This is a genomic window from Enterovirga sp., assembly GCF_028290205.1.
Lineage (GTDB): Bacteria > Pseudomonadota > Alphaproteobacteria > Rhizobiales > Beijerinckiaceae > Enterovirga.
Window position 1 is genome coordinate 1 of the sequence record NZ_JAQGKF010000119.1, and the last position, 23,243, is coordinate 23,243.

At 68.9% G+C, this 23,243-nt stretch carries 22 protein-coding genes; 3 read left to right on the forward strand and 19 right to left on the reverse strand.

Annotated features, from left to right (window positions below; all coding sequences use genetic code 11):
* Positions 1-712, forward strand: a 712-nt coding sequence (locus JWR86_RS08210) for a citrate/2-methylcitrate synthase (protein ID WP_299563433.1), incomplete at its 5' end; no start/stop codon positions are given.
* A gap of 119 nt (positions 713-831) precedes the next feature.
* Here JWR86_RS08210 and lpxB read toward each other — a convergent pair.
* From lpxB to cysS, 15 genes are all read right to left on the reverse strand, one after another.
* Positions 832-2,013: a lipid-A-disaccharide synthase gene (lpxB, locus tag JWR86_RS08215; protein WP_299563436.1), complete on the reverse strand. Its 1,182-nt coding sequence runs from the start codon at positions 2,011-2,013 to the stop codon at positions 832-834.
* Positions 2,006-2,878, reverse strand: coding sequence for a UDP-2,3-diacylglucosamine diphosphatase LpxI (lpxI, locus tag JWR86_RS08220; protein WP_299563439.1), 873 nt, complete (start codon positions 2,876-2,878; stop codon positions 2,006-2,008). The genes lpxB and lpxI overlap by 8 nt, the downstream gene beginning before the upstream one ends.
* A complete protein-coding gene (lpxA, locus tag JWR86_RS08225; RefSeq protein WP_299563442.1) occupies positions 2,875-3,702 on the reverse strand; it encodes an acyl-ACP--UDP-N-acetylglucosamine O-acyltransferase in 828 nt (275 codons plus the stop codon). Before lpxA ends, lpxI begins: the two co-directional genes overlap by 4 nt.
* Positions 3,699-4,163: a 3-hydroxyacyl-ACP dehydratase FabZ gene (gene fabZ, locus JWR86_RS08230; protein ID WP_299563444.1), complete on the reverse strand. Its 465-nt coding sequence runs from the start codon at positions 4,161-4,163 to the stop codon at positions 3,699-3,701. Before fabZ ends, lpxA begins: the two co-directional genes overlap by 4 nt.
* Positions 4,164-4,235: 72 nt before the next feature.
* Positions 4,236-5,261 (reverse strand): UDP-3-O-(3-hydroxymyristoyl)glucosamine N-acyltransferase, encoded by a 1,026-nt coding sequence (gene lpxD / locus JWR86_RS08235; RefSeq protein ID WP_299563447.1) that lies wholly within the window; start codon positions 5,259-5,261, stop codon positions 4,236-4,238.
* Positions 5,262-5,342: 81 nt separating this feature from the next.
* A complete protein-coding gene (gene bamA, locus JWR86_RS08240) occupies positions 5,343-7,907 on the reverse strand; it encodes an outer membrane protein assembly factor BamA (RefSeq protein ID WP_299563450.1) in 2,565 nt (854 codons plus the stop codon).
* Positions 7,908-8,070: 163 nt separating this feature from the next.
* Entirely contained in the window at positions 8,071-9,225 is a 1,155-nt protein-coding gene (gene rseP, locus JWR86_RS08245; protein ID WP_299563453.1) for an RIP metalloprotease RseP, read from the reverse strand.
* Positions 9,225-10,457 carry a 1-deoxy-D-xylulose-5-phosphate reductoisomerase gene (gene dxr, locus JWR86_RS08250; RefSeq protein ID WP_299563456.1) on the reverse strand — a complete coding sequence of 411 codons (1,233 nt, stop codon included), beginning with the start codon at positions 10,455-10,457 and terminating at the stop codon, positions 9,225-9,227. Before dxr ends, rseP begins: the two co-directional genes overlap by 1 nt.
* Positions 10,454-11,308 (reverse strand): phosphatidate cytidylyltransferase, encoded by an 855-nt coding sequence (locus JWR86_RS08255; protein ID WP_299563459.1) that lies wholly within the window; start codon positions 11,306-11,308, stop codon positions 10,454-10,456. Before JWR86_RS08255 ends, dxr begins: the two co-directional genes overlap by 4 nt.
* Before the next feature lies 1 nt (position 11,309).
* Entirely contained in the window at positions 11,310-12,092 is a 783-nt protein-coding gene (locus tag JWR86_RS08260; RefSeq protein WP_299563462.1) for an isoprenyl transferase, read from the reverse strand.
* Positions 12,093-12,123: 31 nt separating this feature from the next.
* A complete protein-coding gene (frr, locus tag JWR86_RS08265) occupies positions 12,124-12,687 on the reverse strand; it encodes a ribosome recycling factor (protein ID WP_299563465.1) in 564 nt (187 codons plus the stop codon).
* 86 nt (positions 12,688-12,773) lie between these two features.
* Positions 12,774-13,490 carry a UMP kinase gene (gene pyrH / locus JWR86_RS08270; RefSeq protein WP_299563468.1) on the reverse strand — a complete coding sequence of 239 codons (717 nt, stop codon included), beginning with the start codon at positions 13,488-13,490 and terminating at the stop codon, positions 12,774-12,776.
* A 111-nt stretch (positions 13,491-13,601) separates the two neighbouring features.
* On the reverse strand, positions 13,602-14,564 hold the full coding sequence (gene tsf / locus JWR86_RS08275) for a translation elongation factor Ts (RefSeq protein ID WP_299563471.1): 963 nt from the start codon (positions 14,562-14,564) through the stop codon (positions 13,602-13,604).
* Between the two features lie 84 nt (positions 14,565-14,648).
* Positions 14,649-15,692 (reverse strand): 30S ribosomal protein S2, encoded by a 1,044-nt coding sequence (locus tag JWR86_RS08280; RefSeq protein ID WP_299563473.1) that lies wholly within the window; start codon positions 15,690-15,692, stop codon positions 14,649-14,651.
* Positions 15,693-15,895: 203 nt separating this feature from the next.
* A complete protein-coding gene (cysS, locus tag JWR86_RS08285; RefSeq protein WP_299563476.1) occupies positions 15,896-17,287 on the reverse strand; it encodes a cysteine--tRNA ligase in 1,392 nt (463 codons plus the stop codon).
* Between the two features lie 263 nt (positions 17,288-17,550).
* On the opposite strand from cysS, the gene JWR86_RS08290 reads away from it, so the two are divergent.
* Positions 17,551-17,865, forward strand: coding sequence for a hypothetical protein (locus JWR86_RS08290; protein WP_299563479.1), 315 nt, complete (start codon positions 17,551-17,553; stop codon positions 17,863-17,865).
* A gap of 33 nt (positions 17,866-17,898) precedes the next feature.
* On the opposite strand, the gene JWR86_RS08295 is transcribed toward JWR86_RS08290, so the two are convergent.
* From JWR86_RS08295 to JWR86_RS08310, 4 genes are all read right to left on the reverse strand, one after another.
* Complete coding sequence (locus JWR86_RS08295) at positions 17,899-18,402, reverse strand: CreA family protein (RefSeq protein ID WP_299563545.1); 504 nt, start codon at positions 18,400-18,402, stop codon at positions 17,899-17,901.
* Between the two features lie 67 nt (positions 18,403-18,469).
* Complete coding sequence (gltX, locus tag JWR86_RS08300) at positions 18,470-19,807, reverse strand: glutamate--tRNA ligase (protein WP_299563482.1); 1,338 nt, start codon at positions 19,805-19,807, stop codon at positions 18,470-18,472.
* Positions 19,808-20,101: 294 nt separating this feature from the next.
* Positions 20,102-21,487 (reverse strand): class II 3-deoxy-7-phosphoheptulonate synthase, encoded by a 1,386-nt coding sequence (locus JWR86_RS08305; protein WP_299563485.1) that lies wholly within the window; start codon positions 21,485-21,487, stop codon positions 20,102-20,104.
* An 89-nt stretch (positions 21,488-21,576) separates the two neighbouring features.
* Positions 21,577-22,317, reverse strand: coding sequence for a Crp/Fnr family transcriptional regulator (locus tag JWR86_RS08310; RefSeq protein WP_299563488.1), 741 nt, complete (start codon positions 22,315-22,317; stop codon positions 21,577-21,579).
* Between the two features lie 141 nt (positions 22,318-22,458).
* On the opposite strand from JWR86_RS08310, the gene JWR86_RS08315 reads away from it, so the two are divergent.
* Positions 22,459-23,211: an SDR family oxidoreductase gene (locus tag JWR86_RS08315; protein ID WP_299563491.1), complete on the forward strand. Its 753-nt coding sequence runs from the start codon at positions 22,459-22,461 to the stop codon at positions 23,209-23,211.
* Positions 23,212-23,243: the final 32 nt, after the last annotated feature.

Here is a 23,243-nt window from a genome sequence, read left to right on the forward strand (position 1 = left end):
CACCTCGAACTTCCTTCGGATGTGCTTCGCCGTCCCGTGCGAAGAGTACAAGGTCAACCCGGTCCTCTCGCGAGCGCTCGACCGGATCTTCATCCTCCACGCTGACCACGAGCAGAACGCCTCGACCTCGACGGTGCGGCTGGCCGGTTCCTCGGGTGCCAATCCGTTCGCCTGCATCGCGGCCGGCATCGCCTGCCTGTGGGGGCCCGCCCATGGCGGCGCCAACGAGGCGGCCCTGAAGATGCTGGCGGAGATCGGCCGGCCTGAAAACGTCGCCAAATACGTCGCCAAGGCCAAGGACAAGAACGACCCGTTCCGTCTCATGGGCTTCGGCCACCGGGTCTACAAGAACTACGATCCCCGCGCTCGCATCATGCAAAGGACGACGCATGAAGTGCTGTCGGAGCTCGGCATCAAGGACGACCCGCTGCTCGACGTCGCGCTCGAGCTGGAGCAGCTCGCCTTGAGGGACGACTACTTCATCGAGAAGAAGCTTTATCCGAACATCGACTTCTATTCGGGCATCACCCTGAAGGCGATGGGCTTCCCGACCTCCATGTTCACCGTGCTGTTCGCGCTCGCCCGCACCGTGGGCTGGATCGCGCAGTGGATGGAGATGATCGAGGATCCGTCGCAAAAGATCGGTCGGCCGCGGCAGCTCTATGTCGGGGCGCCGCGCCGCGACTACCCGACCATGACGAACCGCGCCTAAATCCGTCTTGGTCGAGCCGGGAGAGCCCGGTTCGACCCGGCCCCGGCGGAGACGGCTCCGGCCGGGATCGCGGCCCTGGTCTGGTCGCTCAGACCTGACCGCCCTTCTGCAGGGCGGGCTCAGCTGAGCCGCTTGCCGCCCTGCCAGTCCCGCACGACCTGGAGCACGAGCGCGGCGGCCCGCTCGCTCGGCGTGGTCGGCGCGCCGGCCTCCAGGATCTCCGGCAGGCGCGCGAAGGCGTCGACCTGCCGCCGCCGCTCGGGCGTGTCGGAGAGAAGCGGCATCAAAGCGGCGGCGAGCCTCTCGGGCGTGCAATCCTCCTGCGTGAATTCCGGCACCACGTTCTCCTCGACCACGAGGTTGGCCAGGACGATCGTCGAGGTGGTGATCAGGAACCGGAACAGACCCTCGAGGCGTGACACCTGGTAGGCCACCACCATGGGCACGCCGGCCAGCGCGAGTTCCAGGGTCACGGTGCCAGACGCGGCAAGCGCCGCATGGGCCTCCCGCATGGCGGCGTATTTCGCCGCCTCCCCGTCCACGATGCGCGGCCGCACCGGCCAGGTCTCGGTGAGCCGGCGAATCTCCGGGGCGAGATGGGCCACGGCCGGAAGGGTCGCCTCGATGGGCCGTTCGCTCGCCTGGACGAGCCGGCGCAGCGTCTCGCCGAAATGCGGCAGGAGGCGCGCGATCTCGCCTCGCCGGCTGCCCGGCAGGATGACCAGGCGCAGCGGATCCCGGCCGAGCGGGCTGCGCTCGCCCGGGCCGGGGCTGAGATCGTCCAGCCGCTCGATCAGCGGGTGGCCGACATAGGTGCAGGGCGGACCGCCGAGCCTCAGATGGGCAGCGGGCTCGAACGGCTTCAGCGCCAGCACATGCGCGACGTAGCGGCGCATCTTGGCCGCGCGGCCGGGGCGCCAGGCCCAGACGGTCGGGCTCACGTAGTTGACGATCGGCAGGTCCGGCAGGCGGCGCGCGATCCGGCGCGCGACCGGGTGCGTGAAATCGGGGCTGTCGATGATCACGAGCACATCGGGCCGCGCCGCCACCGCGGCCGCGACGACATCGGATGCGCGCCGCAGGATCAGCGGCAGCTTGCGGACGACCTGAGCAACTCCCATCGCCGTGACATCGGCGAGGGGGAAGATGCTGCGCAGCCCTTCCCGTTGCATGGCCTCTCCGCCCACCCCGGAGAGTTGGACCTCCCCGTGAAGGCGGCGAAGCGCCCGGATCAGGGCGGCCCCGAGCTGGTCGCCGGACAATTCCCCGGCCACCATGAACACCCGCAGCGGCTCAGCCATCCTGCGCTGCGCTCCCCGGCGCGAGGCGGGCGGGATCCACCCCCACCAGAAACAATCCATGCCGATCCAGCCGGGCGATCGTCTCACGTCGGTTCAAGACAAGCGTCAGCCCGCTCGCGACAGCGATCCCGTCGAGCCCGGCCGCCGCAGCGTTCACCACCGTGCGGGGGCCGATGGCCGGCAGATCGACCCGCAGGTCCTGGCCGCGCTTCGGAGCCTTCACGAGGACGCCGCCGGACGTGGCGCGTTTGAACAGGCGGCGGCCGCGCAGGGCCTGCGCCCGGGCCAGCGTCCGATCGGTGCCCTCGGGCCCCTCGATGGCCAGAACACGCTCGTCGGACACCACCACGGCCTGGCCAATATCGAAGGGCGACATGGCATCGAGCACCCGCAGGCCACAGGCGATCGCAGCCTCGTCCTTGGAATCGGGGCCCCTCGCGCCATAGACGATCTGCTCGGCCAGGAGTTCGGGCGCCAGCTCACGGACCCCGAGCACCGGAAATCCGCGGTCCTCGATGAGCTCGACCACCCCGCGCATCAGCGTGTCGTCGCCTCGGGCCACCAGGCGGGCGATCTCGTCCCGGTTGCGGACCAGGGAGAAGGCGCCAGCGAGCGCTGCCGCGGATGGCCGGCTCAATCCCCCGGCCAGCGTCACGGCAGCCGGCTTCCACTCGTCCAGGCAGGCGAAGGCGCGCTGGATGTCGAGCAGGGCCACCACGGCGTCAGCCCGGCCCCGGGTGGCCCGGTCGGAGAAGCCCCGGATGGCCAGGATCCGACACGGACGCCCGGTCGCGGCGAGCCGGTCGGCCAAGAGCAGCGGAAGCTCGCCGCCGCCGGCCAGAATGGCGATCGGCCCGGCGCTCACGAGCCGGGCGGCGACGCTTCGCGCGGCGTGCAGATGGAGCGGTCGTTGCCGTCGCGGATGAAGTCCAGGATCTCGTGCACGGTCGGGTGCTTGGCGAATTCCTCGGCCACGTCCTCGACCCGCTCCGCGAGTGTGCCCTCGTCGGCGAAGAGCAGCCGGTAGGCACGGCGCAGGTCGTGGATCTGCTCGCGCGAAAAGCCGCGGCGGCGCAGCCCGATGATGTTCAGGCCGTGCAGATAGGCCCGGTTGCCGAGCACCATCCCGTAGGGGATCACGTCCTGCAGCACGGCCGAGAGCCCGCCCACGAAGGCGTGCGGTCCGATGCGGACGAATTGGTGCACGCCGGCGCCGCCGCCGATGATGGCGAAATCGCCGATCTTGCAATGCCCGGCCAGCATCACGTTCGACGTCAGGATGACGTTTGAGCCGACCCGGCAATCATGGGCCACGTGCGACTGGGCCAGGAGGAAGCAGCGGTCGCCGACGATGGTGCTGCCGGAGCCTGTGGCTGTGCCGACATTCATCGTCACGCCTTCGCGGATGATGCATTCCTCGCCGATCCGCAGCGTGGTCGGTTCGCCCTTGTAGCGCAGGTCCTGCGGCGCGTGCCCGATGGAGGCGAACGGGAAGATGCGCGTGCGCGGGCCGACCGTCGTGTGACCGGCCACCACGACATGGCTCAGGAGTTCGCAGCCGTCACCGAGCTCCACATCCGGCCCGACCGTGCAGTACGGGCCGATGCTGACGCCGGCGCCAAGGCGCGCGGCGGGGTCAACGATGGCGGTGGGGTGAATTCCGCGCCGGGGTTCGACGGGAACGTTCATTCCGAAACCAGCATCGCGCTCACCTCGGCCTCGGCCACCAGCGCGCCCTCGACCCTGGCCTCGCCGCGATACCACCACATATTGCGGCGGGAGCTGAGCTTGGTCATGTGGTACCGCACCACGTCCCCGGGCTGGACGGGCTTGCGAAACTTGGCCTTGTCGATGGTCATGAAGAAGACTTTGCTCGGCGGCTTGTTCTCGGACAGCTTGGACGCGATGCAGATCGCACCCGCCGTCTGCGCCATGCCCTCGATCAGCAGAACCCCCGGGAAGACCGGCGCCTGGGGGAAGTGGCCCATGAACGGGGACTCGTTGTAGGTCACGTTCTTGATGCCGATGCAGGACTTGTCGCCGTCGATCTCGACGATCCGGTCCACCAGAAGGAACGGGTAGCGGTGCGGAAGCAGTTCCAGGATGCGGCCGATATCAGCCGACTCGAGCTTCGCGATCTCCTCTGACATCCTCATCCTCCGGCCGGGCCCCGGCCCGGCACACGCTTAGGTCGTTTCACGCGCCGGGTGAATGGCCCGTCGTCAGGATGCGTCCGGCTCTCCGCCCTGCCCGCCGCGGCGTGCCGCCAGCGTCTTCAGCGTGGTCATCTCGCGGAACCATTCCCGCACCGGCTTGGCCGGCGTTCCGCCCCACCGCGACCCGGGCGGTACGTCCTTGTTGACGTTGCTGGATCCCGCGATCTGCGAGCCCGCGCCGATCCTGAGATGCCCCACAACGCCCACCTGTCCGGCAAGCACCACGTAGTCTTCCAGTGTCGCCGAGCCCGAAATGCCGGTCTGGGAGACGATGATGCAATGGCGGCCGATCACGACGTTGTGCGCAATCTGGACCAGGTTGTCGATCTTGGTGCCCTCGCCGATCACCGTGTCGCGCGTGGCGCCCCGGTCCACCGTCGTGTTGGCGCCGATCTCGACATCGTCCTGAATCACGACGCGTCCGATCTGCGCCACCTTGAGGTGGCGCCCGCGCCCCAGCGCATAGCCGAAGCCGTCCTGGCCGATCCGCACCCCGGGATGCAGCGTGACCCGGTCGCCGATCAGGGCGTTGAGCACGCTCACCTGTGGGCCGATCGAACAGTCGCGGCCGATGCGGCAGCCCGGGCCGACCACGGCTCCGGCCCCGATCACGCTTCCGCGGCCGATCTCCGTACCGGGCCCGATCACGGCGCCCGGATCCACCGTCACGCCGCTCTCGAGTCGGGCCGAGGGGTGGACCGAACTGCCGGGGCTGATGCCTGAGGCACCGAAGACGGAGCCGGGCCGCAGGGCATCGGGATGGAACCGTCCGAGGACGGCGGCATAGGTCCGATAAGGCTCCGGTACGACCAACGCCACGGTCCCGGACGGGACCTTTGGCGCGAAGCGGGCCGAGACGAGGCACAGCCCCGCCCGCGTCGCGGCGAGCGCGCCGAGGTAGCGCGCATTGTCCATGTAGGAGAGGTCGCGGGGACCGGCCTCCTCGAGGGAGGCAACCCCGTCAACCGAGATCGAGAGCTCGGTGACGGGGGGCTCAATTCCGGCCAGGGCCGCGATTTCGGCGAGCCCCATGGGCCCGCCGCGAGGGGGAAAAAAGAGCGGATCCAAACGCTTGATACCAGCCCGCGCCGACCCGCGACGCGGGTCAGGCGATCAGAACCGGGTGCCGCCCGAGAAGCGGAACGCCTGCGTCTGGTCCTCGCCCACGCGCTGACGCCCGAGCCCGTTGCCGTAATCGACGAACGTGCCGTTGTCCTTGGTGAGGGCGTAGGCGTAATCGAACCGCAGCGGACCGAGCGGCGAGTTCCACAGAATGGAGGCGCCGATCGAGGACCGAATGGTGTTGCGGTCCCGCACCGAGATGCATTCCGGCTGAACGTTCAGGGCCGAGAAGCCGCCATACGCCGCACAGCTCTGCCCGAAGCCCTCGAACCGGCCGTTGCCGTTCACATCCAGCGCCCGCGGACCGCGATAGCCGAACAGCGTACCGGCATCGGCGAACACGGCGCCCTTCAGCCCCAGATCGCGCGGGATCAGCGGGATCGGGAACTGCGCCTCGGCCGAGATGCCGAGATACGTGGTGCCGCCGAGCGCGTTCTGGCTCGCATCCGGGCTCGAGATGTCCCGCGGGCCGATGCCGGCCGGCGCGAAGCCGCGAACCAGCGTCGGTCCAAGGAAGTAGTGGTCGACGAGGCGCAGATCGCCGCCCGCGCTGCGCAGGCCACTGCTGGACCGCGAATTGCCGAGCCCCTCGGTGTGACCGCCCTGGATTTTCAGGACGCCGACGAGATCCTCGACGAACAGCTCGTGATAGGCGCGCGCCTCACCGGACACCCGGAAGTACTTCGAGTCCCCGCCGACACCCGCATAATCCGGCTTGATCTCGGCATAGATGCCGCTGCGCGGGTTCTTGAGGTTGTCGACCGTGTTGTAGGCCAGCGTGAGCCCGACCAGCGAGGTGACTGTGGAACCACGCGATTCCTTCACGGCGATGGAGGCTTCGCCGTCATAGGCGCAGTTCGGATAGGCCGCGGTCACCCCGTCCGGATTGAGCCGCGTGTAGCCGGGCAGCGGCACCGTGCAGTCGTTGAACGGCTGCTTCAGCGTGTTCGGGATCTTGAGATTCTGCTCGTACAGCGAATACCGCAGCGTCAGACCCGACTCCTCCGTCAACGGCAGGCCGAGGCGAAGCTGCCCACCCGTCGTGCGGTTCTCGTAGCGCGAGTACTGGGTCTGGTCCGAGTACTTGGTGAAGATGTCGAAGCCGGCCGCCAGCCGATACCCAAGGAAGTAGGGCTCGGTGAAGCTGAAATCGATGCCGTTCGAGCGCTGGCCGACCTGACCCGCAAGGCGGACGAACTGACCGCGGCCGAGGAAGTTCGACTCGGAGATCGAGACCTCGCCGATGGCGCCGTCGGCCGTGGAATAGCCGCCCGCAATCGAGAAGGCGCCGGTCGCCTGATCCTCGACGTCGATGTTCACGACGACCCGATCAGCGGCGGTGCCGGGCTCGGTCGAGACCCGAACCTTCTTGAAGTAGCCGAGGTTGTTCAGGCGCCGTTCGCCGCGGTCGATCAGGACCTTGTTGAAGGGATCCCCTTCTTCAATGTCGAGCTCGCGCCGGACCACGTAGTCGCGGGTACGGGTGTTGCCCCGCACGATGATGCGCTCGACATAGACCCGCGGACCCTCGTCGACGACGAAGCCGAGATTGACGGTCGAGGTGGCCTGATCCCGGGCGCCGGTCGGCCGCACCTGGACAAAGGGATGCCCGCGGCGGACCGCCGCCTGCGTCATGCCCGTGAGGGTCTTCTCGATCGCCTCGGCGTTGTAGACGTCGCCCGGATCGGTCTGGATCTCGCCGCGCAGGATCTCGGGATCGAGCGACGGCACCCGGGAGTCGAAGCCGACCGCACCGACGCGATACTGCGCGCCCTCGTTGACCGCGATGGTGATGACGTAGCCGCCGCGCTGCGCGTCGAAGCGCACGTCCGTGCCGGTCACCTGGAAGTCGGCATAGCCGTTCTTCAGGTAGTAGCGGCGAATGATCTCCTGGTCGGCGGCGAGCCGGTCCTCGTCATAGACGTCGTTCGTCTTGAGGAAGCTCAGCAGGTTCATCTCGCCCGTCTGCATGAGGTTGCGCAGACGCGTGGACGAGACGGCGGAGTTGCCCGTGAAGTTGATTTCGAGGACGCCGGTCTTGCCGCCCTCCTCGACCGTGAACACGACGTCGACACGGCCGTTCGGCAGGTCGACCACCCGCGACGTCACCGTCGCGTTGCCGCGGCCGATGCGGCGGTAGAATTCACGCAGGCGCTCCGCATCGGCCTCGACGAGGCGGCGATCCAGCGGCCGGCGGGCCTTGGTCTGCAACTCGGAGTCGAGCTGCTCGCGCTTGAACTTGCGATTTCCCTCGATCACGACACGGCTGATCGTGGTGTTCTCGTTGACCGTGACGACGATCTGGGCGCCCTGCCGAACGATGTTGACGCTCGAGAACAGCCCCGTCTGGAGCATGTTGCGGCGGGCCTCTTCGAGGGAGCCCGAACCGGAGATGTAGGAGCGCACGGTCTCAACATCGACGCGGCCATTGCCCCGAACCACGATCTCCTGCGCGGCGGCAGGCCCGCCGACCGCGACTGCGGCCAGCGCGGCGCCCAGCAGGGCTGCGTGAGAACGGGCCGGTCGGAACCGGCGCAACCTCTTCGTCGACATCATTCGCTTTTGCCCGTCTCGTTTCTTGCTTCTTGCGAAGCCAGTTCCCGATCCGGCGGCTACCTCCAGCCGGCCAAATACAGTGTCTGGCTTCCCCTAATCCCGGCCGTCACGCAACCGGGTTAAGCTTAATCAGCCCTCATTCTCGGGCTGCGTGGCGTCCGTGTCACGTCCCGCGGGCTGTAAAAGCTGCGCCAAGGTGAACAATGTCATTCCAGGTCGCGAACAGCATCAGCATCACCACCAGGGCCAGCCCGATTCGGAAGCCGATCTCCTGGGCACGGTCGCTCAGAGGCCGTCCCCTCACCGCCTCCACTCCGTAGAACAGGAGGTGGCCGCCGTCGAGCAGCGGCACCGGAAAGAGGTTCAGCAGCCCGATGGAGACGGACAGGATCGCGATCAGGCCGACCAGCGAGCCAAGTCCGCCCATCGAGGCGACGTCGCCCGAAACCCGCATGATGCCGATGGGGCCCGAGAGCTGCTGCGGCGATTCCCGGCCGACCACGAGCTTGCCGAGGTAGTTGAACGTCCGGTCGATCACGTTCCAGGTTTCGGCGACGCCGGCCCCCAGCGAATCAGCAAGCCCGTAGCTGACATGGACGACGTCGGCGGGATTGCGCGAGCCCTGCAGGCCGAGCTGCCCGATTCGCTGCTTGCCGAATCCCGGCACCTCGACCTCACGGACGGCCGGAACCGCCTCGATCGTGATCCGGCGACCGCCGCGATCGACCACGAATTGCAGCCGGTCGCCGCCGCTTGTGGTGACGAGCCGCTGCATGTCGGCGAAGCTGGTGATCTGCCGGCCGTCGATGGACACGATGACGTCCCCGGCCAGGAACCCGGCGGCCTCGGCCGGGCTGGCGGGCTGCACGGCCTCAATTCGGGCCGGCAGCACGGCGCGGCCGTTGACGTAGGTCATGGCCGCGAAGACGGCGATGGCCAGGAGGAAGTTGGCAATCGGGCCCGCGGCCACGATGGCGGCGCGCTTCCAGAGCGCCTGGTGGTGGAAGCTCACCGCCCGTTCCGAGGGGCTCATCGCGGCCAGGCTCTCGTCGTCCGGCACGCTGGCGCCGTTCATGTCACCCACGAACTTGACGTAGCCGCCCAGCGGGATGGCCGAAATCTTCCAGCGCGTGCCGTGGCGGTCGTACCAGCCCACCAACTCGCGCCCGAAGCCGATCGAGAACGCCTTGACGCCCACGCCGCACAGCCGCCCGACCCAGAAGTGGCCGAGCTCATGGATGAACACCACGATCGTCAGGACGAACAGGAAGGCGGCCGGATAGATCAACATCCCGCCGAGCTTGCCCAGCAACTCCATCACACTCTCCTCGGCGGGCGGCGCTCACCGGAGCGGCTCGCGCCCGCGGCGATTTTCAGCTGCGAGGGCTCACGCCGCTGCAGAAGCTCTGCGGCAAGCGCCCTCGCCTCCCCGTCCAGTGCGAGTGCCTCCTCGATCGTGGCGGGGGCGGCGGCGCCCTGTCCGCTTCTCCGCCGGCAGGTCTCTTCAACCACCGCCGGGATGTCGAGAAAGCCGATCCGGCCGTCGAGGAATGCCTGCACCGCGATCTCGTTGGCGCCGTTCAGGACCGCCGGCATGGCGCCTCCGGCAGCAAGCGCCTCGCGGGCGAGCCGCAGGCAGGGGAAGCGCTCCTCGTCGGGAGCCTCAAAGGTAAAGCTGCCGATCGCGGCGAGATCGAGACGGGGCACCTCGATCGTGAGGCGTCTCTCGACGCCCAGGCAATGCGCGATCGGAATGCGCATGTCCGGCACGGCCATGCCGGCCGTCACGCCCCCGTCGCGCCACTGCACCAGGCCGTGGATGATGGATTGGGGATGCACCACGACGCCCAGCCGATCCGGGCCGACGCCGAACAGGTGGTGCGCCTCGATCAGCTCGAGGCCCTTGTTCATCAGGCTGGCCGAATCGACGTTGATCTTGGCGCCCATCGAATAGGTCGGGTGCTTGGCCGTGTGCGCCGGCGTGGCGCCGGCCATCCTGTCCGACGACCAGGTCCGGAAGGGCCCGCCGGACGCGGTCAGAATCAGGGTCTCGACATCCTCGATGCAGCCGGCCGCCAGGGCCTGCGTCAGGGCATTGTGCTCCGAATCCATGGCCAGAATGGGCACGCCCTGCCGTTTGGCTTCGGCCATGAAGGCCTGGCCGGCCGAAACGAGACTTTCCTTGTTGGCCAAGGCGACGCGCCGGCCGGGTTTCAGTGCGTCCCGGGTCGGGACGAGACCCGCGGTGCCGGAGATGGCCGCCACGACGAGATCGGCGTCGCGGCTGCACGCCTCGTGCACGGCGGAGGGCCCTGCCCCGCAGGCGATCCCCGAGCCCGACAGCTCGGCCCGCAATTCCGCATGCCGCGAGCGGTCCGCCAGGGCCGCGTATTCGGCCCCGAGCTCGCGCGCCATGCGGGCGAGACCGGCCGCATCCTGCCCGGCCACCAGGGCTGAGACACGGAAGCGGTCACGGTGTTGCGACAGGACGTCGGCGGTGGAGCGGCCGATTGAACCGGTCGCGCCGAGAACGGTGATGCGGTCCGTCACGGCAGCGCCCGCCCGGTCGCGAGCTGGAGGCCCGCCAGAACGAGGCCGATCGCGATGGCGACCGCGGCGAAACCGTCCAGTCGATCCATGAAGCCCCCATGGCCCGGGATGAGCGAGCCCGAATCCTTGACCCCGAAACGCCGTTTCATGGCCGATTCTCCGAGGTCCCCGGCCTGGCTGACCATGGAGGCGAGCGCGGACAGGACCGCGACGGCCGGCAGCTCGACCGGAAGAACCACGCCCGCGTTCCGAGCCAGGATGGCGACGGCAAGGCCCGCGAGCGTGGCGCCGGCGACGCCGCCCGCGAATCCCGACCAGGTCTTGCGGGGGCTCACCGCCGGCCAGAGCTTGGGACCTCCAAACCTCCGGCCCGCGAAATACGCCGCGACGTCGGTGGTCCAAACCACCGCAAACAGCCACAGGAGGGCGGCCGTGCCCCCGCTCGGCCGGAAGCGCAGCATCAAGGGCACGAGCACGATGGCGGCAGCGTAGCCGAACCCCGCCAGCATCCAGGCCCGGTCCTGCCCCGAGCGGCCGAGGACCAGGGCTGCCGCGGCCACGACGGCGACGGCGACGGCGCCGACGAGGGTCGAACCCGCCCCATAGGCGAGCAGCAGGGCCGCGAGGCCCGCTGTCGCCACGGCACCGAGAGGCCGGGCGGGCTGCACCCCGGTCATCGCCAACCACTCCGTCAGCACGGCCATCCCGGCGCAGAACCAGAGCGCGGCCAGGATCCAGCCCCCGGTCCAGGCGGTCAGCACGGCCAGAGCCGCGAGCACGAGGGAGGAGGTCGTGCGGAGCCGTAACTCGGATTTGCCCGGACCTGATCCGCCCTGTCCGGTGGCGGTCATATCAGACAGCTTCTGCGCCCCGCCCACCGAACCGGCGATCCCGGCTCATGAACTGGCTGACGGCGGACCTGAACGCCCGGTCGTCGAAATCGGGCCAGAGGTCGGGCAGGAAGACGAACTCCGAATAGGCCGTCTGCCACGGGAGGAAGTTCGACACGCGCATCTCGCCCGACGTCCGGATGACGAGGTCGGGATCGGGAATCTCGGAGGTGTCCAGCGCGGCCGTGATGGCGGCGACATCGATCGCGTCCGGATCGAGCTGGCCGGCCCGGACGAGCCGCGCCAGGGCCCGCATGGCGCGGGCGATCTCCTGCCGCCCCCCGTAATTGAACGCCACCGTGAGCGTGAGCCCGGTGTTGCGGCGCGTAAGGTCCTGCGCCTCATCCAGGAGCGCCAACACGTCGGCCGAGAGGCCGGTGCGATCGCCGATCACGAGGACCCGCACATTGCTGTCGTGCAGTTCGGCGAGGTCGTTGCGAATGAAGCGCTTCAGAAGGCCGAACAGATCGGCGACCTCGGCCGGAGGCCGGCGCCAATTCTCGGTCGAGAAGCCGTACACGGTCAGGTAGCGGATCCCGAGCGCGGCTGCGCACCTCACGGCCCGCCGCACCGCGTCCACGCCGCGGCGGTGCCCCTCGATCCGGGGAAGTCCGCGTCGGGCCGCCCACCGGCCGTTCCCGTCCATGATGATCGCGACATGAGCCGGCGGCGTCCCGGCACAGGGATCGACGCTCGCGCCCAGGTCCGCGAGGGACGTGTCCAGGGCCGTGGAGGGGGGTGACATGCGTGTTGTTCGTCCGCCGCTCAGCCAGACCTTAAACCTGCATGATTTCCTTTTCCTTTGCGGCCACCAGGTTGTCCACCTCCGCAATCGCCTGATCGGTCGCCTTCTGCACCTCGGTGCCGTGCCGCTTGCCGTCGTCCTCGCTGATGTGGGAATCCTTCTCGAGGCGTTTCAACACGTCGAGGCCGTCCCGGCGGACGTGGCGGACGGCCACCCGCGCCTCCTCGGCGTATTTGTGAGCCACCTTCACCATCTCCTTGCGGCGCTGTTCGTTCATCTCGGGAACACGCAGCCGGATCACCTGGCCCTCTGTCTGCGGATTGAGGCCCAGGTCGGACTCCCGGATGGCCTTCTCGACGGCGGACACCATGCCCCGGTCCCACACCTGAACGGACAGGAGTCGCGGCTCGGGCACCGACACGGTCGCGACCTGGTTCATCGCCAGCGATTGCCCGTAGGCATTCACGTGGATGGGCTCCACCAGACTCGGCGTTGCCCGACCCGTGCGCAGGCCGCCGAGGTCCTGCTTCAGGGAGGCGACCGCCCCCTGCATGCGTCGTTTCAGGTCGCTGACGTCAAAGGTCGGGACGGCCATGGCATTGATCCTGATCGGGAATGGCCCGGATTACGCGCGCGCCGGCCCCTCATCAAGAGCCGCCGCCCCGCCGGGCCGGGGCATGTTCAGGGGGCGACGATGGTGGACCGCGCCTCACCGGCCAGGATCGCCGCCACCGAGCTCGGGGCGTGGATCGAGCCCACGATCACCGTGAGGCGGTTCTCGCGGGCGAGTGCGAAGGCGGCCGTGTCCATCACCTTGAGGTCGCGGGCGATCGCCTCGTCATGCGTCAAGCGGTCGTAGCGGGTGGCCGTGGCGTCCTGCTTCGGGTCCGCCGAATAGACGCCGTCGACCTGTGTCGCCTTGAGCACCGCGTGGCAGCGCAGCTCGGCCGCGCGCAGCACGGCGGCCGTGTCGGTCGTGAAGAAGGGATTTCCGGTGCCGCCGGCGATGAGCACGATCTGGCCACGCTGCAGGTGGTGCAGCGCGGGCTGGCGCGCGTAGGTCTCGCAGATGGTCGGCATGGACACGGCGGACATGGTGCGGGCCGTGACCCCGGCGGCGTTCAGCGCCGTTTCCAGGGCCAGTGAATTCATCACCGTGGCCAGCATGCCCATCGAATCGGCCGTCGGGCGGTCGATCCATCCGGCCTGGCTCATCCGGGCGCCCCGGATGATGTTGCCGCCGCCGATCACGATGGCGAGTTCGACCCCGGCGGCCGCCGTGCGGGCGAGATCGTCGGCCAAGGCGGCGAGCGTCTTCGGATAGAGCCAGTACCCATCGGGGGCGACCAGCGCCTCGCCCGAGAGCTTCACGAGAACCCGCCTGCGCCCGTCCGTCAAACCGCCTCTCCCTTGCCTCGCGGCGCATGTTCCGGCTGGGCGGGGCCGGTCAGGACGTCATGTCGCCCGTCACATGGCAACAGGGCGGCCCGTGAGCCGCCCTGCACCGTCTCAGCCGGCCGAGGCGCTGTCGCCGTCCGCCTTCTTGCCGATGCCCGACTGCGCGGCCACCTCGGCGGCGAAGTCGGTCTCCTCGCGGGCGATGCCTTCGCCCAGCGCGTAGCGGACGAAACCCTTGATCGCGACAGGCTTGCCGAGCCGGCCTTCGGCCTCCTTCAGCAGCTGCGTGAAGGTCTTGCCCGCATGGTCCGGGATCACGGAGGGCTGATCGAGCAGCGTGTTCTCCTTGTAGAACGACCGGAGCCCGCTTTCGACGATCTTCGCCAGCACGTTGTCGGGCTTGCCGGCGTTCTTGTCGCGCAGGATGGCGCTTTCCCGCTCAACCGTTGCCGGATCCACGCCCGAGGCGTCGACCGCCACCGGGTTCATGGCCGCGACGTGCTTGGCGATCTGGTTGCCGAGGGTGGCGAGCTGGGCGACGTCGCCTTCGGATTCGAGCGCCACCAGAACGCCGATCTTGCCGAGCCCCTCAGACACGGGGTTGTGGACGTAGTTCGCCACATAGCCGTGCTGCACTTCGAGTCGCACCACGCGGCGCAGCGACATGTTCTCGCCGATGGTGGCGATGAGCTCCTGGAGCTTGTCCTTCACCGTGAGCTGGGAGCCGGGCAGATGCGCGGCCTCCAGCGCGGCCAGGGAGCCGTCGGTCATGAGCGCGATCTTGGCCGCCTCGCGGGCAAACGCCTGGAAGGCGTCGTTGCGGGCCACGAAGTCGGTCTCGGAATTCACCTCCACCATGGCCGCCGAGCGGCCGGGGCTCTCGACGGCGACGAGGCCCTCGGCAGCGGTGCGGCCGGCCTTCTTGGCAGCCTTGGCGAGCCCCTTCTTGCGCAGCCAGTCGACCGCGGCCTCGATGTCGCCGTCGACCTCGTTGAGCGCGCCCTTGCAATCCATCATGCCCGCGCCGGTCTTCTCGCGCAGCTCCTTCACCAACGCGGCGGTGATCGTCGCCATCTCGTTCGTCCTTTCATGAATGAGGAAGCCGGCGGGTTGGCGCCGGCTTCGATCTGTTCAGGCGGTTCGGCCGTCCGGCCCGGGTCAGGCCGCGTCGATGAGCCTGCGCGCCTGGTCGATCCAGCCGTCGCGGCCGATGCGGCCGTTCAGCTTGAGGTCCGAGTCGAGCTTGACCACGTCCTCGGGCTTCATCGCGGCCACCTGCCAGTAGTGGAAGATGCCGGCGTCGTTCAGCTTCTTGTCGAGCTGCGGGCCGACGCCGGACAGCTTGGTGAGGTCGTCCGGGGCGCCGCGGGGCGCCGTCAGAAGCTCGAAGTTCTCGGCCGGGATCTCGATCTCCGGCTCGGCAGGGCTTTCCGCAGCGGCCGCGCCGCCGGCCGCCGAGAGATCTTCCGCCATCGGCTCTTCCGAGGCGCCGACATCGATGCCCTGGAAGCCCTGGCTGCGGCCGATGCCGTCCAGCGCCGCCCGGGCGATGAGGTCGCAATAGAGCGCGATGGCGCGACCGGCGTCGTCATTGGCCGGAACCGGGAAGGCAATGCCTTCGGGATCGCAATTCGTGTCCACGATCGCGGCGACCGGGATGCCGAGGCGCTGGGCCTCCTTGATGGCCAGCGATTCCTTGTTCGTGTCGATCACGAAGATGAGGCTGGGGACGCCGCCCATGTCCTTGATGCCGCCGAGCGCCTTGTCGAGCTTCTCCTTCTCGCGCGACAGCATCAGGCGCTCTTTCTTGGTGAGGCCCGGCCCGCCCGTGGTGAGCGTCTCGTCCAGGGTGCGCAGACGGTTGATCGATCCGGAGATCGTCTTCCAGTTGGTCAGCATGCCGCCGAGCCAGCGCGAATTCACATAGTACTGCGCCGACCGCTTGGCCGCCTCGGCGACCGCGTCGGAGGCCTGGCGCTTGGTGCCGACGAAAAGCACCCGGCCGCCCTTGGCCACCGTGTCGGACACGGCCTGCAGCGCGCGGTGCAGCATCGGCACCGTCTGGGCGAGGTCGATGATGTGGATGTTGTTGCGGGTGCCGAAGATGTAGGTCGACATCTTCGGGTTCCAGCGATGCGCCTGGTGACCGAAATGCGAGCCGGCTTCGAGCAGCTGGCGCATGGAGAAATCGGGAAGAGCCATTGAACACTATCTCCGGTTATGCCGCCGCGGAGCGATGGTCCGGCGAGGGCCGGACACCGGGACGCCTCATTGAATCATGAGGCCAGCTCCGCGTGTGGAATGCGCGGCCATATACGGTCCGGGCCACCGGAAGGCAAGACGCGGGCCGGGTCCCCGGCGAGGTCCCGCCCCCCGCATGCACCTGCCCGAAGGGCCGCCGGGACCTAGGCCCGGGCGACCTCCCAGGTTGTGGTGCCGTCCTTGTTGTCCTTGAGCTGAACGCCCCTCGCCTTGAGCTCGTCGCGGATGCGGTCCGACTCGGCCCAGTTCTTGTCCGCCCGGGCCGCGAGGCGACGGTCGATCGCGGCGGCGATCTCGGCCGGATCGACGGCCGGATCGGGCGCGCCGACATCGCCGGAGAAGCCGAGCGCCCGCAGCGTCCCGGCCAGGGCCTGCCGGTTGCCGGCGCGGGCGAGCCCGTGCAGTTCGGCGAGGGCCTTGGGGGTGTTCAGATCGTCGAGCAGGGCGTCCAGGACCGGCCGGGCGAATTCCGCCGGCGCCTCCCGGAAACCCGGCTCCCGCACCCAGCCGTCCAGCGTGCGGGCGCTTTCCTCGAGCCCCCTCACCGTCCAGTCGATGGGCTGCCGGTAATGGGTCTTGAGCATGTTGAGCCGGACCACCTCGCCCGGCCAGTCGGCCAGCACGTCGCGAATCGTGATGAAGTTGCCGAGCGATTTCGACATCTTCTCCCCCTCGACCTGCAGGAAGCCGTTGTGCAGCCAGTAGGTGGCCATCGCCGGCCTGCCGAAGCAGCAGCGCGACTGGGCGATCTCGTTTTCGTGGTGGGGGAAGATCAGGTCGAGCCCGCCGGCGTGGATGTCGAAGCTCTCGCCGAGATGCTTCCAGGCCATGGCGGAGCACTCGATGTGCCAGCCGGGGCGGCCCTCCGCGGCGATCCCGGCCGGGGACGGCCAGGACGGCTCCCCCGGCTTGGACGGCTTCCACAGCACAAAATCGAGCGGGGAGCGCTTGTAGGGCGCGACATCGACCCGCGCGCCCGCCTCCATCTCCTCCAGCGGCCGCCGCGAAAGGGAGCCGTAATCGGGCATCGACGGCACATGGAACAGAACGTGCCCTTCGGCCGCGTAGGCATGGCCCTGCGCCACCAGCCGGTCGATCAGCCGGCGCATCTCCTCGATATGTTCGGTGGCGCGCGGCTCGATCAGCGCGAGCCGCCCGCCCGGCCGGTTCACATCCTCCGGCATCAGAACCCCGAGGGCGCGGATGTCCTCATGAAACTGCCGTTCCGTCTCGGCCGTCACCCGCCGGATCGCGTCGTTCAGCGGCACGCCGGGAAAATCCCGCGCCGCCCGCGCATTGATCTTGTCGTCCACGTCCGTGATGTTGCGGACATAGGTGACGTGATCGGCACCGTAGAGGTGGCGCAGCAGGCGGAACAGGAGGTCGAAAACGATCACCGGCCGGGCGTTGCCGATATGGGCGAAATCGTAGACCGTGGGCCCGCAGGCATACATCCTGACATGGGCCGGATCCGCCGGAGCAAACGGCTCCTTGCGTCGGGTCAGCGTGTTGGTGAGCCGCAAGCCTTCCGGCATGGCGATCGATCCTCAGCCCCGAGCGGGGCGTCTCTGTCCACGGTGCAAGGCCGCCACACCCCCTCACCAAACCGAGCGGGACCGGCGGGCGCGATTGCCCCACACCCCTGAATCCGTCAAGACGCGCTCGCCTTGCCGACATGACGCTGCAACAAAAATCATCCCGGTGGAAACATTCGGGAAGCTCGGCGGTTTAAGGCTTTGTTGAGGCGTGGGAGACAACAGTCTGCCACATTCGGGGATTGGGTTCAGGATTGGTGATGATGCGCCGAAAGCTTGCCATTCTCGGCTTTGCGACCGCCCTCCTGGGTGGCGCGATCGGTGCGACAGCGCTCCTGACCGATCAGACGCAGGCCGCCACGGCCGCGGCGACGTCCTTTATTATTCCGCTGAACGACGGTTACGGCGTCGCCGATTGCGTCGGCTCGGGCTCGAGCTGCGGCCAGGTGGTGGCCGACGCGTGGTGCGAGGCGCAAGGCTTTGCCCGTTCGGCGTCGTTCGGCCCGGCCGATGTCGAGGTGACCGGCTCCATCGCGCCCGGAAGCAGCCGGCCCATTTCCGTCACCTGCGCCAACTGACGGGCGGGCCGCAGCCGCGCCCTCCCCGAGCGGTCAGTTCTTCACCCACTCCGCGCAGCGCGGCGCGGCGGCCTCCGGCCCCCACGGCATGATCGGCACGCTCGAGGTCGAGTTCTTGGGCGAGCCTTCCACCACCCGGTCCGAATAGACGAGATACACCAGCACGTTGCGCTTGGCGTCGCAGCCGCGCACGATCTGCATCGTCTTGAACAGGAGCGAGCGGCGCTCCTTGATCATCACCTCGCCCTGCTCGAACTTCGCCTTGAACTGGATCGGCCCGATCTGCCGGCAGGCGAGCGAGATGTCCGAGACCTCCTCGGCAAGGCCGAGGCCCCCCTTGATGCCGCCCTTCTCGGGGACCGTGTAGTGGCAGGCCACGCCGCCCACGGCCGGGTCGTCAACGCCGTAGACCGCGAGCTTGTCGTTCGGGGTCAGCGGGCGCCAGACGGTGGACTTCTTGAAGATCGGGTCGGGATCGTCGGCCAGGGCGGGTGAGACCCCGCCGAGACATGCCGCCGCCGCCAGCACAAACCGCATCCGCACCATCACCGCTCTCCCGACCGCACCCTATGTGGGGACTCGGGGGCCCGACGGAAATGGGCGGTCAGGCCGCCTCGCCGCGAAGACGCCGCAGGCTGCGGTCGCGCCCGATCAGTGGCAGAAGCTGCGCCAGTTCGGGCCCGTGATCGCGCCCGGTCAGAGCGAGACGGAGCGGGTGAAACAGGGCCCGGCCCTTGCGGCCAGTGGCCTCGCGCACGGCTGCGGTCCAGTCCCGCCAGGTCTCCTGGCTCCAGGGCTCCTCGGGCAGCAGGTCGGAGGCGGCCGCGGTCAGCGCGGCGTCCTCGATCACGGGCTCGACCGGCCCCTCGATCACCTGCCACCAGCCCGTCACGTCCATGAAGCGGGTGAGATTGCCCCTGACCGCCAGCCAGAAGGCCTCGCCGCCACCGACCTCGAGGGCGCGCAGCCGCTCCTCGGCTTCGGTCCAGGCCAGGCCGTGCAGCACGCGGGCGTTGAGGCTGTCGAGGTCGCTCTCGAGAAACTGCGCCGGCGCCCGCGACACGTGGGCGAGATCGACGAGGCCGCCGAGTTCGGCGAGGTCCGCCACCGGGCGCACGGGCTCGGGCGAGCCCACAAGCACCGCCAGGGCCGCAACCGCCATGGGTTCGAGCCCGCTTTCCCGGAGGCTGCGGAGCGACAGCGCACCCGAGCGTTTGGAGAGCCCCTCCCCGCCCGCGGTGGTCAGCAGATTGTGGTGGCCGAAGGCCGGGATCGACGCGCCGAGGGCCTCCAGGATCTGGATCTGCACGGCCGTGTTGGTGACGTGGTCTTCGCCGCGGATCACGTGCGTGACCCCGAGGTCGGCATCGTCGGCCACAGAGGGCAGCGTGTAGAGATAGCTTCCGTCCTGGCGCACGAGCACCGGATCGGACAGCGAGCCGGTCTCGACGTGGGACGGCCCCCGCACGAGATCGTCCCAACCCACGCGGCGGTCTTCCAGACGGAAGCGCCAATGCGGGCGCCGGCCCTCGGCTTCGAACTGCGCGCGCTCGGCGCCGGAGAGCTCCAGCGCGGCGCGGTCGTAGACGGGGGGCCGCCCTCGGACAAGCTGGATGCGGCGGCGTCGGTCGAGTTCCTCCGCGGTCTCATAGCAGGGATAGAGCCGGCCGAGATCACGCAGCCGCCGGGCTGCTTCGTCGTAGGTGGCGAGCCGCTCGGATTGGCGCACCACGCGGTCCGGCGGGATGCCGAGCCAGCGCAGGTCCACCTCGATCGCATCCGCGTATTCGCGGCGCGACCGCTCGAGGTCGGTGTCGTCGAAGCGCAGAATGAAGGTGCCGCCCTCCCGCCGCGCGAACAGCGCGTTGAGGAGGGCCGTGCGGGCGTTCCCGATATGGATGAATCCTGTCGGGGACGGCGCAAAGCGGACGATCGGGCTCATGGGAAGCCTGTAGCCGGTCGGGGCCGGACTGTCGCCCTTGGCCGGCCTGTGCCCCACACCCTCCTGCAGCCGCGGCGGGAACGATCCCTCCGTCCGGATGGGAACCGCTCAAGCTTGACGCCGTTGTGAAGCTACATACGGTTGGAGGGTTTACATCATGATGAAGGGCGGTCTTCTCTGGCTGATCGGCATCCCGCTGCCGATCATTCTTATCCTGTTCTTCATGGGATACCTGAGCTGAGCCCTCGGAGCTGAGATCAGCAAAGAAGGAGGGGCGGACTTCCGCCCCTTTTTCTATTCCGCCGCCGCCGGGATGGTGACACCGCGCGAGACCCGCTCGCGCTTGATCAGTTCCGCCGTCATGAAGGCGATCTCGAGCGCCTGGTCGGCGTTGAGACGCGGGTCGCAATAGGTGTGATAGCGGTCCTGCAGATCCGCATCGGACACGGCCCGCGCTCCGCCGCCGGTGCATTCGGTGACGTCCTTGCCGGTCATCTCGAGATGCAGCCCGCCGGCATGCGTGCCCTCGGCCTGGTGCACGGCGAAGAAGCTCTCGACCTCCTGAACGATCATCTCGTAGGGCCGCGTCTTGTAGTTGCCCGACTTCACCGTGTTGCCGTGCATCGGGTCGCAGGACCACACCACCGTGCGGCCTTCCCGGACCATGGCCCGGATCAGGCCCGGCAGGTGCTCGCCGACTTTGCGCGCGCCGAATCGGCAGATCAGCGTCAGCCGGCCGGGCTCCCGCTCGGGATCCAGGATGTCGGCGAGGCGGAGCAGCCCGTCCGGCGTCAGCGACGGCCCGCATTTCAGCCCGATCGGGTTGCGGACGCCGCGGGCGTATTCGACATGGGCGTGATCGGGCTGCCGCGTGCGGTCACCGATCCACAGCATGTGGCCCGACGTGGCGTAGGGATCGCCCGTGGTCGAATCGATCCGCGTCAGCGCCTCCTCGAAGCCCAGCAACAGGGCCTCATGGCTGGTGTAGAAGTCGGTGGTCCGCATCTCCTGGTGCATCTCGGGATTGATCCCGATGGCCCGCATGAAGGAGAGCGTTTCCGTGATGCGGTCGGCGAGTTCTACGTAGCGCGAGGCCTGATCGGGATCCCGCGCATAGCCGAGCATCCAGCGGTGCACGTTGTCGAGGTTGGCATAGCCGCCGGTCGCGAAGGCCCGGAGCAGGTTCAGGGTCGCGGCCGATTGCCGGTAGGCCTCGATCTGCCGCCTCGGGTCAGGCCGGCGCGAGGCCTCGTCGAAGCTGATGTCGTTGACGATGTCGCCGCGATAGCTCGGCCATTCCGCGTCGCCGATCCGTTCCGTCGGCGTGGAGCGCGGCTTGGCGAACTGCCCGGCGATGCGGCCGACCTTCACCACGGGCGAGGCGCCCGCGAAGGTCAGCACCACGGCCATCTGCAGGAAGACGCGGAAGAAGTCGCGGATGTTGTCGGCGGAATGCTCGGCAAAGCTTTCGGCGCAGTCGCCGCCCTGGAGGAGGAAGGCCTCGCCCGCCGCCACCTTGCCGAGCGCCGCCTTCAGCTTGCGGGCCTCGCCCGCGAAGACCAGCGGCGGAAATCCGGCAAGCTGTTTCTCGACGGCGGCCAATGCCTCGGCCGGCTCGTAGACCGGCACCTGCTGGACGGGCTTCGACCGCCAGCTTCCGGGACTCCACCGCTCACCCATGACCCTGCCCGTGCATCCTGCCGTATGAACCGGCGGGCGTTATAGGCAGCCCGTCCCGGGAAGGCGAGCGCCGAGGCGTCCTCTCCGGCTCAGGTGCCCGCCGTCACCGCCTCGGTGTGGGCGGCCTGGACGATCAGCCTGCGGTATTCGGCCTCGGGCACGCCGTAGATTCCGGCGCAGAGCTCCACCAGACCCGCGCGGTCGCGGATGATGACGAGGCCGCGCCGCGACCGGATCAGGCCGCAGCCTTCGAGTTCGTGCAGCGCGACGGTGACCCCCGGACGGCGGACCGCCAGCATCATGGCCATGAAGTCGTGCGTGAGCTGCAGCTCGTCGCCGTCAATGCGGTCGTGCAGCATCAGAAGCCAGCGCGCCAGCCGCTGCTGCACGATCGCGACTCCGGCCGCCAGGGCGGTGTGGCTGACCTGGATCGAGAAGGCCTGCACGTAGCGCAGCAGCGCGCGGTGCAGGTCGGGGGAGCGGCGCAGCGCCCCGTTGAGGGCGGCCGCGGAGACGCGTGAGGCAGTTCCGGGCACCTGGACCACCGTTTCGTGCGGGGATCGCCCGGCATCGGTCAGCACCGCGACACCGGACATGCCGTCCCGGCCGAACGGTCCCGCCTCCATGCGCCGGCCGGCCGGGTCCATCACCACAACCGAGGCAATGCCGGATTCGGGAAAGTAGACGGCACCGATCTCGGTGTTCGGCGCCTCCAGCACCTGCCCCTGCAGCAGGGTCACGGAGTCGAGAAGGGGCGCGAGGGCGGCGAGTTCCTCCCCCGGCAGCGAGGCGAGCAACTGGTTGCGGAACGCCGGTCTCGGACTCGTCATGGAGGTCATTCCCGCCTTGGGGCGACATGCTCCGCGCCCGGCAAACTTGAGTATCAGGTCAAGCTTCCGCCGCGGCAATGCGAGAGCGACTTCCGCGCGGATGCGCGAGCCTCTACAGACCGGCCTTCGGGGAGGACGACAATGAGCGAGCAGCACAAGGTAGCCCTGGTCACGGGAGCCGGCACCGGAGTCGGCAAGGCGGCGGTCCTGTCGCTGCTGCGGGACGGCTTCTCGGTCGTTCTGTCCGGGCGGCGGCGCGAGCCCCTGGAGGAGGTCGCGGCGGCAGCCGAGCGGGGCCGCACGCTGGTGGTCCCGGGCGACGTGACCAAGCCCGAGGACGTCGCCGCGCTGTTCGGCCAGACCCAGCAGACCTACGGTCGGCTGGACGTGCTGTTCAACAATGCCGGCCGCGGCGCACCGGCGGTTCCCATCGAGGACCTGCCCCTCGAGACCTGGCGTGAGGTGGTCGACACCAACCTGACCGGCATGTTCCTGTGCATCCAGCACGCGTTCCGGATCATGAAGGACCAGACCCCGCGCGGCGGCCGCATCATCAACAACGGCTCCATCTCGGCCCACGCCCCGCGGCCGTTCTCGATCGCCTACACGGCGACGAAACACGCGGTGACGGGGCTGACCAAGTCGTGCTCGCTCGACGGCCGCGCCTACGACATCGCCTGCGGCCAGATCGACATCGGCAATGCCGATACCGCCATGGGCGGCCGCATGAAGGCCGGCGTGCCTCAGGCCAACGGCCAGATCGCCGCCGAGGCCGTGATGGACCCGGCCGTCGTGGGCGACGCCGTGGCGCACATGGCCTCCCTGCCGCTGGCCGCGAACGTGCAGTTCATGACCGTCATGGCGACCAAGATGCCGTTCGTCGGCCGGGGCTGAGCCGAGGCGGCCCCGGCCTCCGGGCCGCCCCC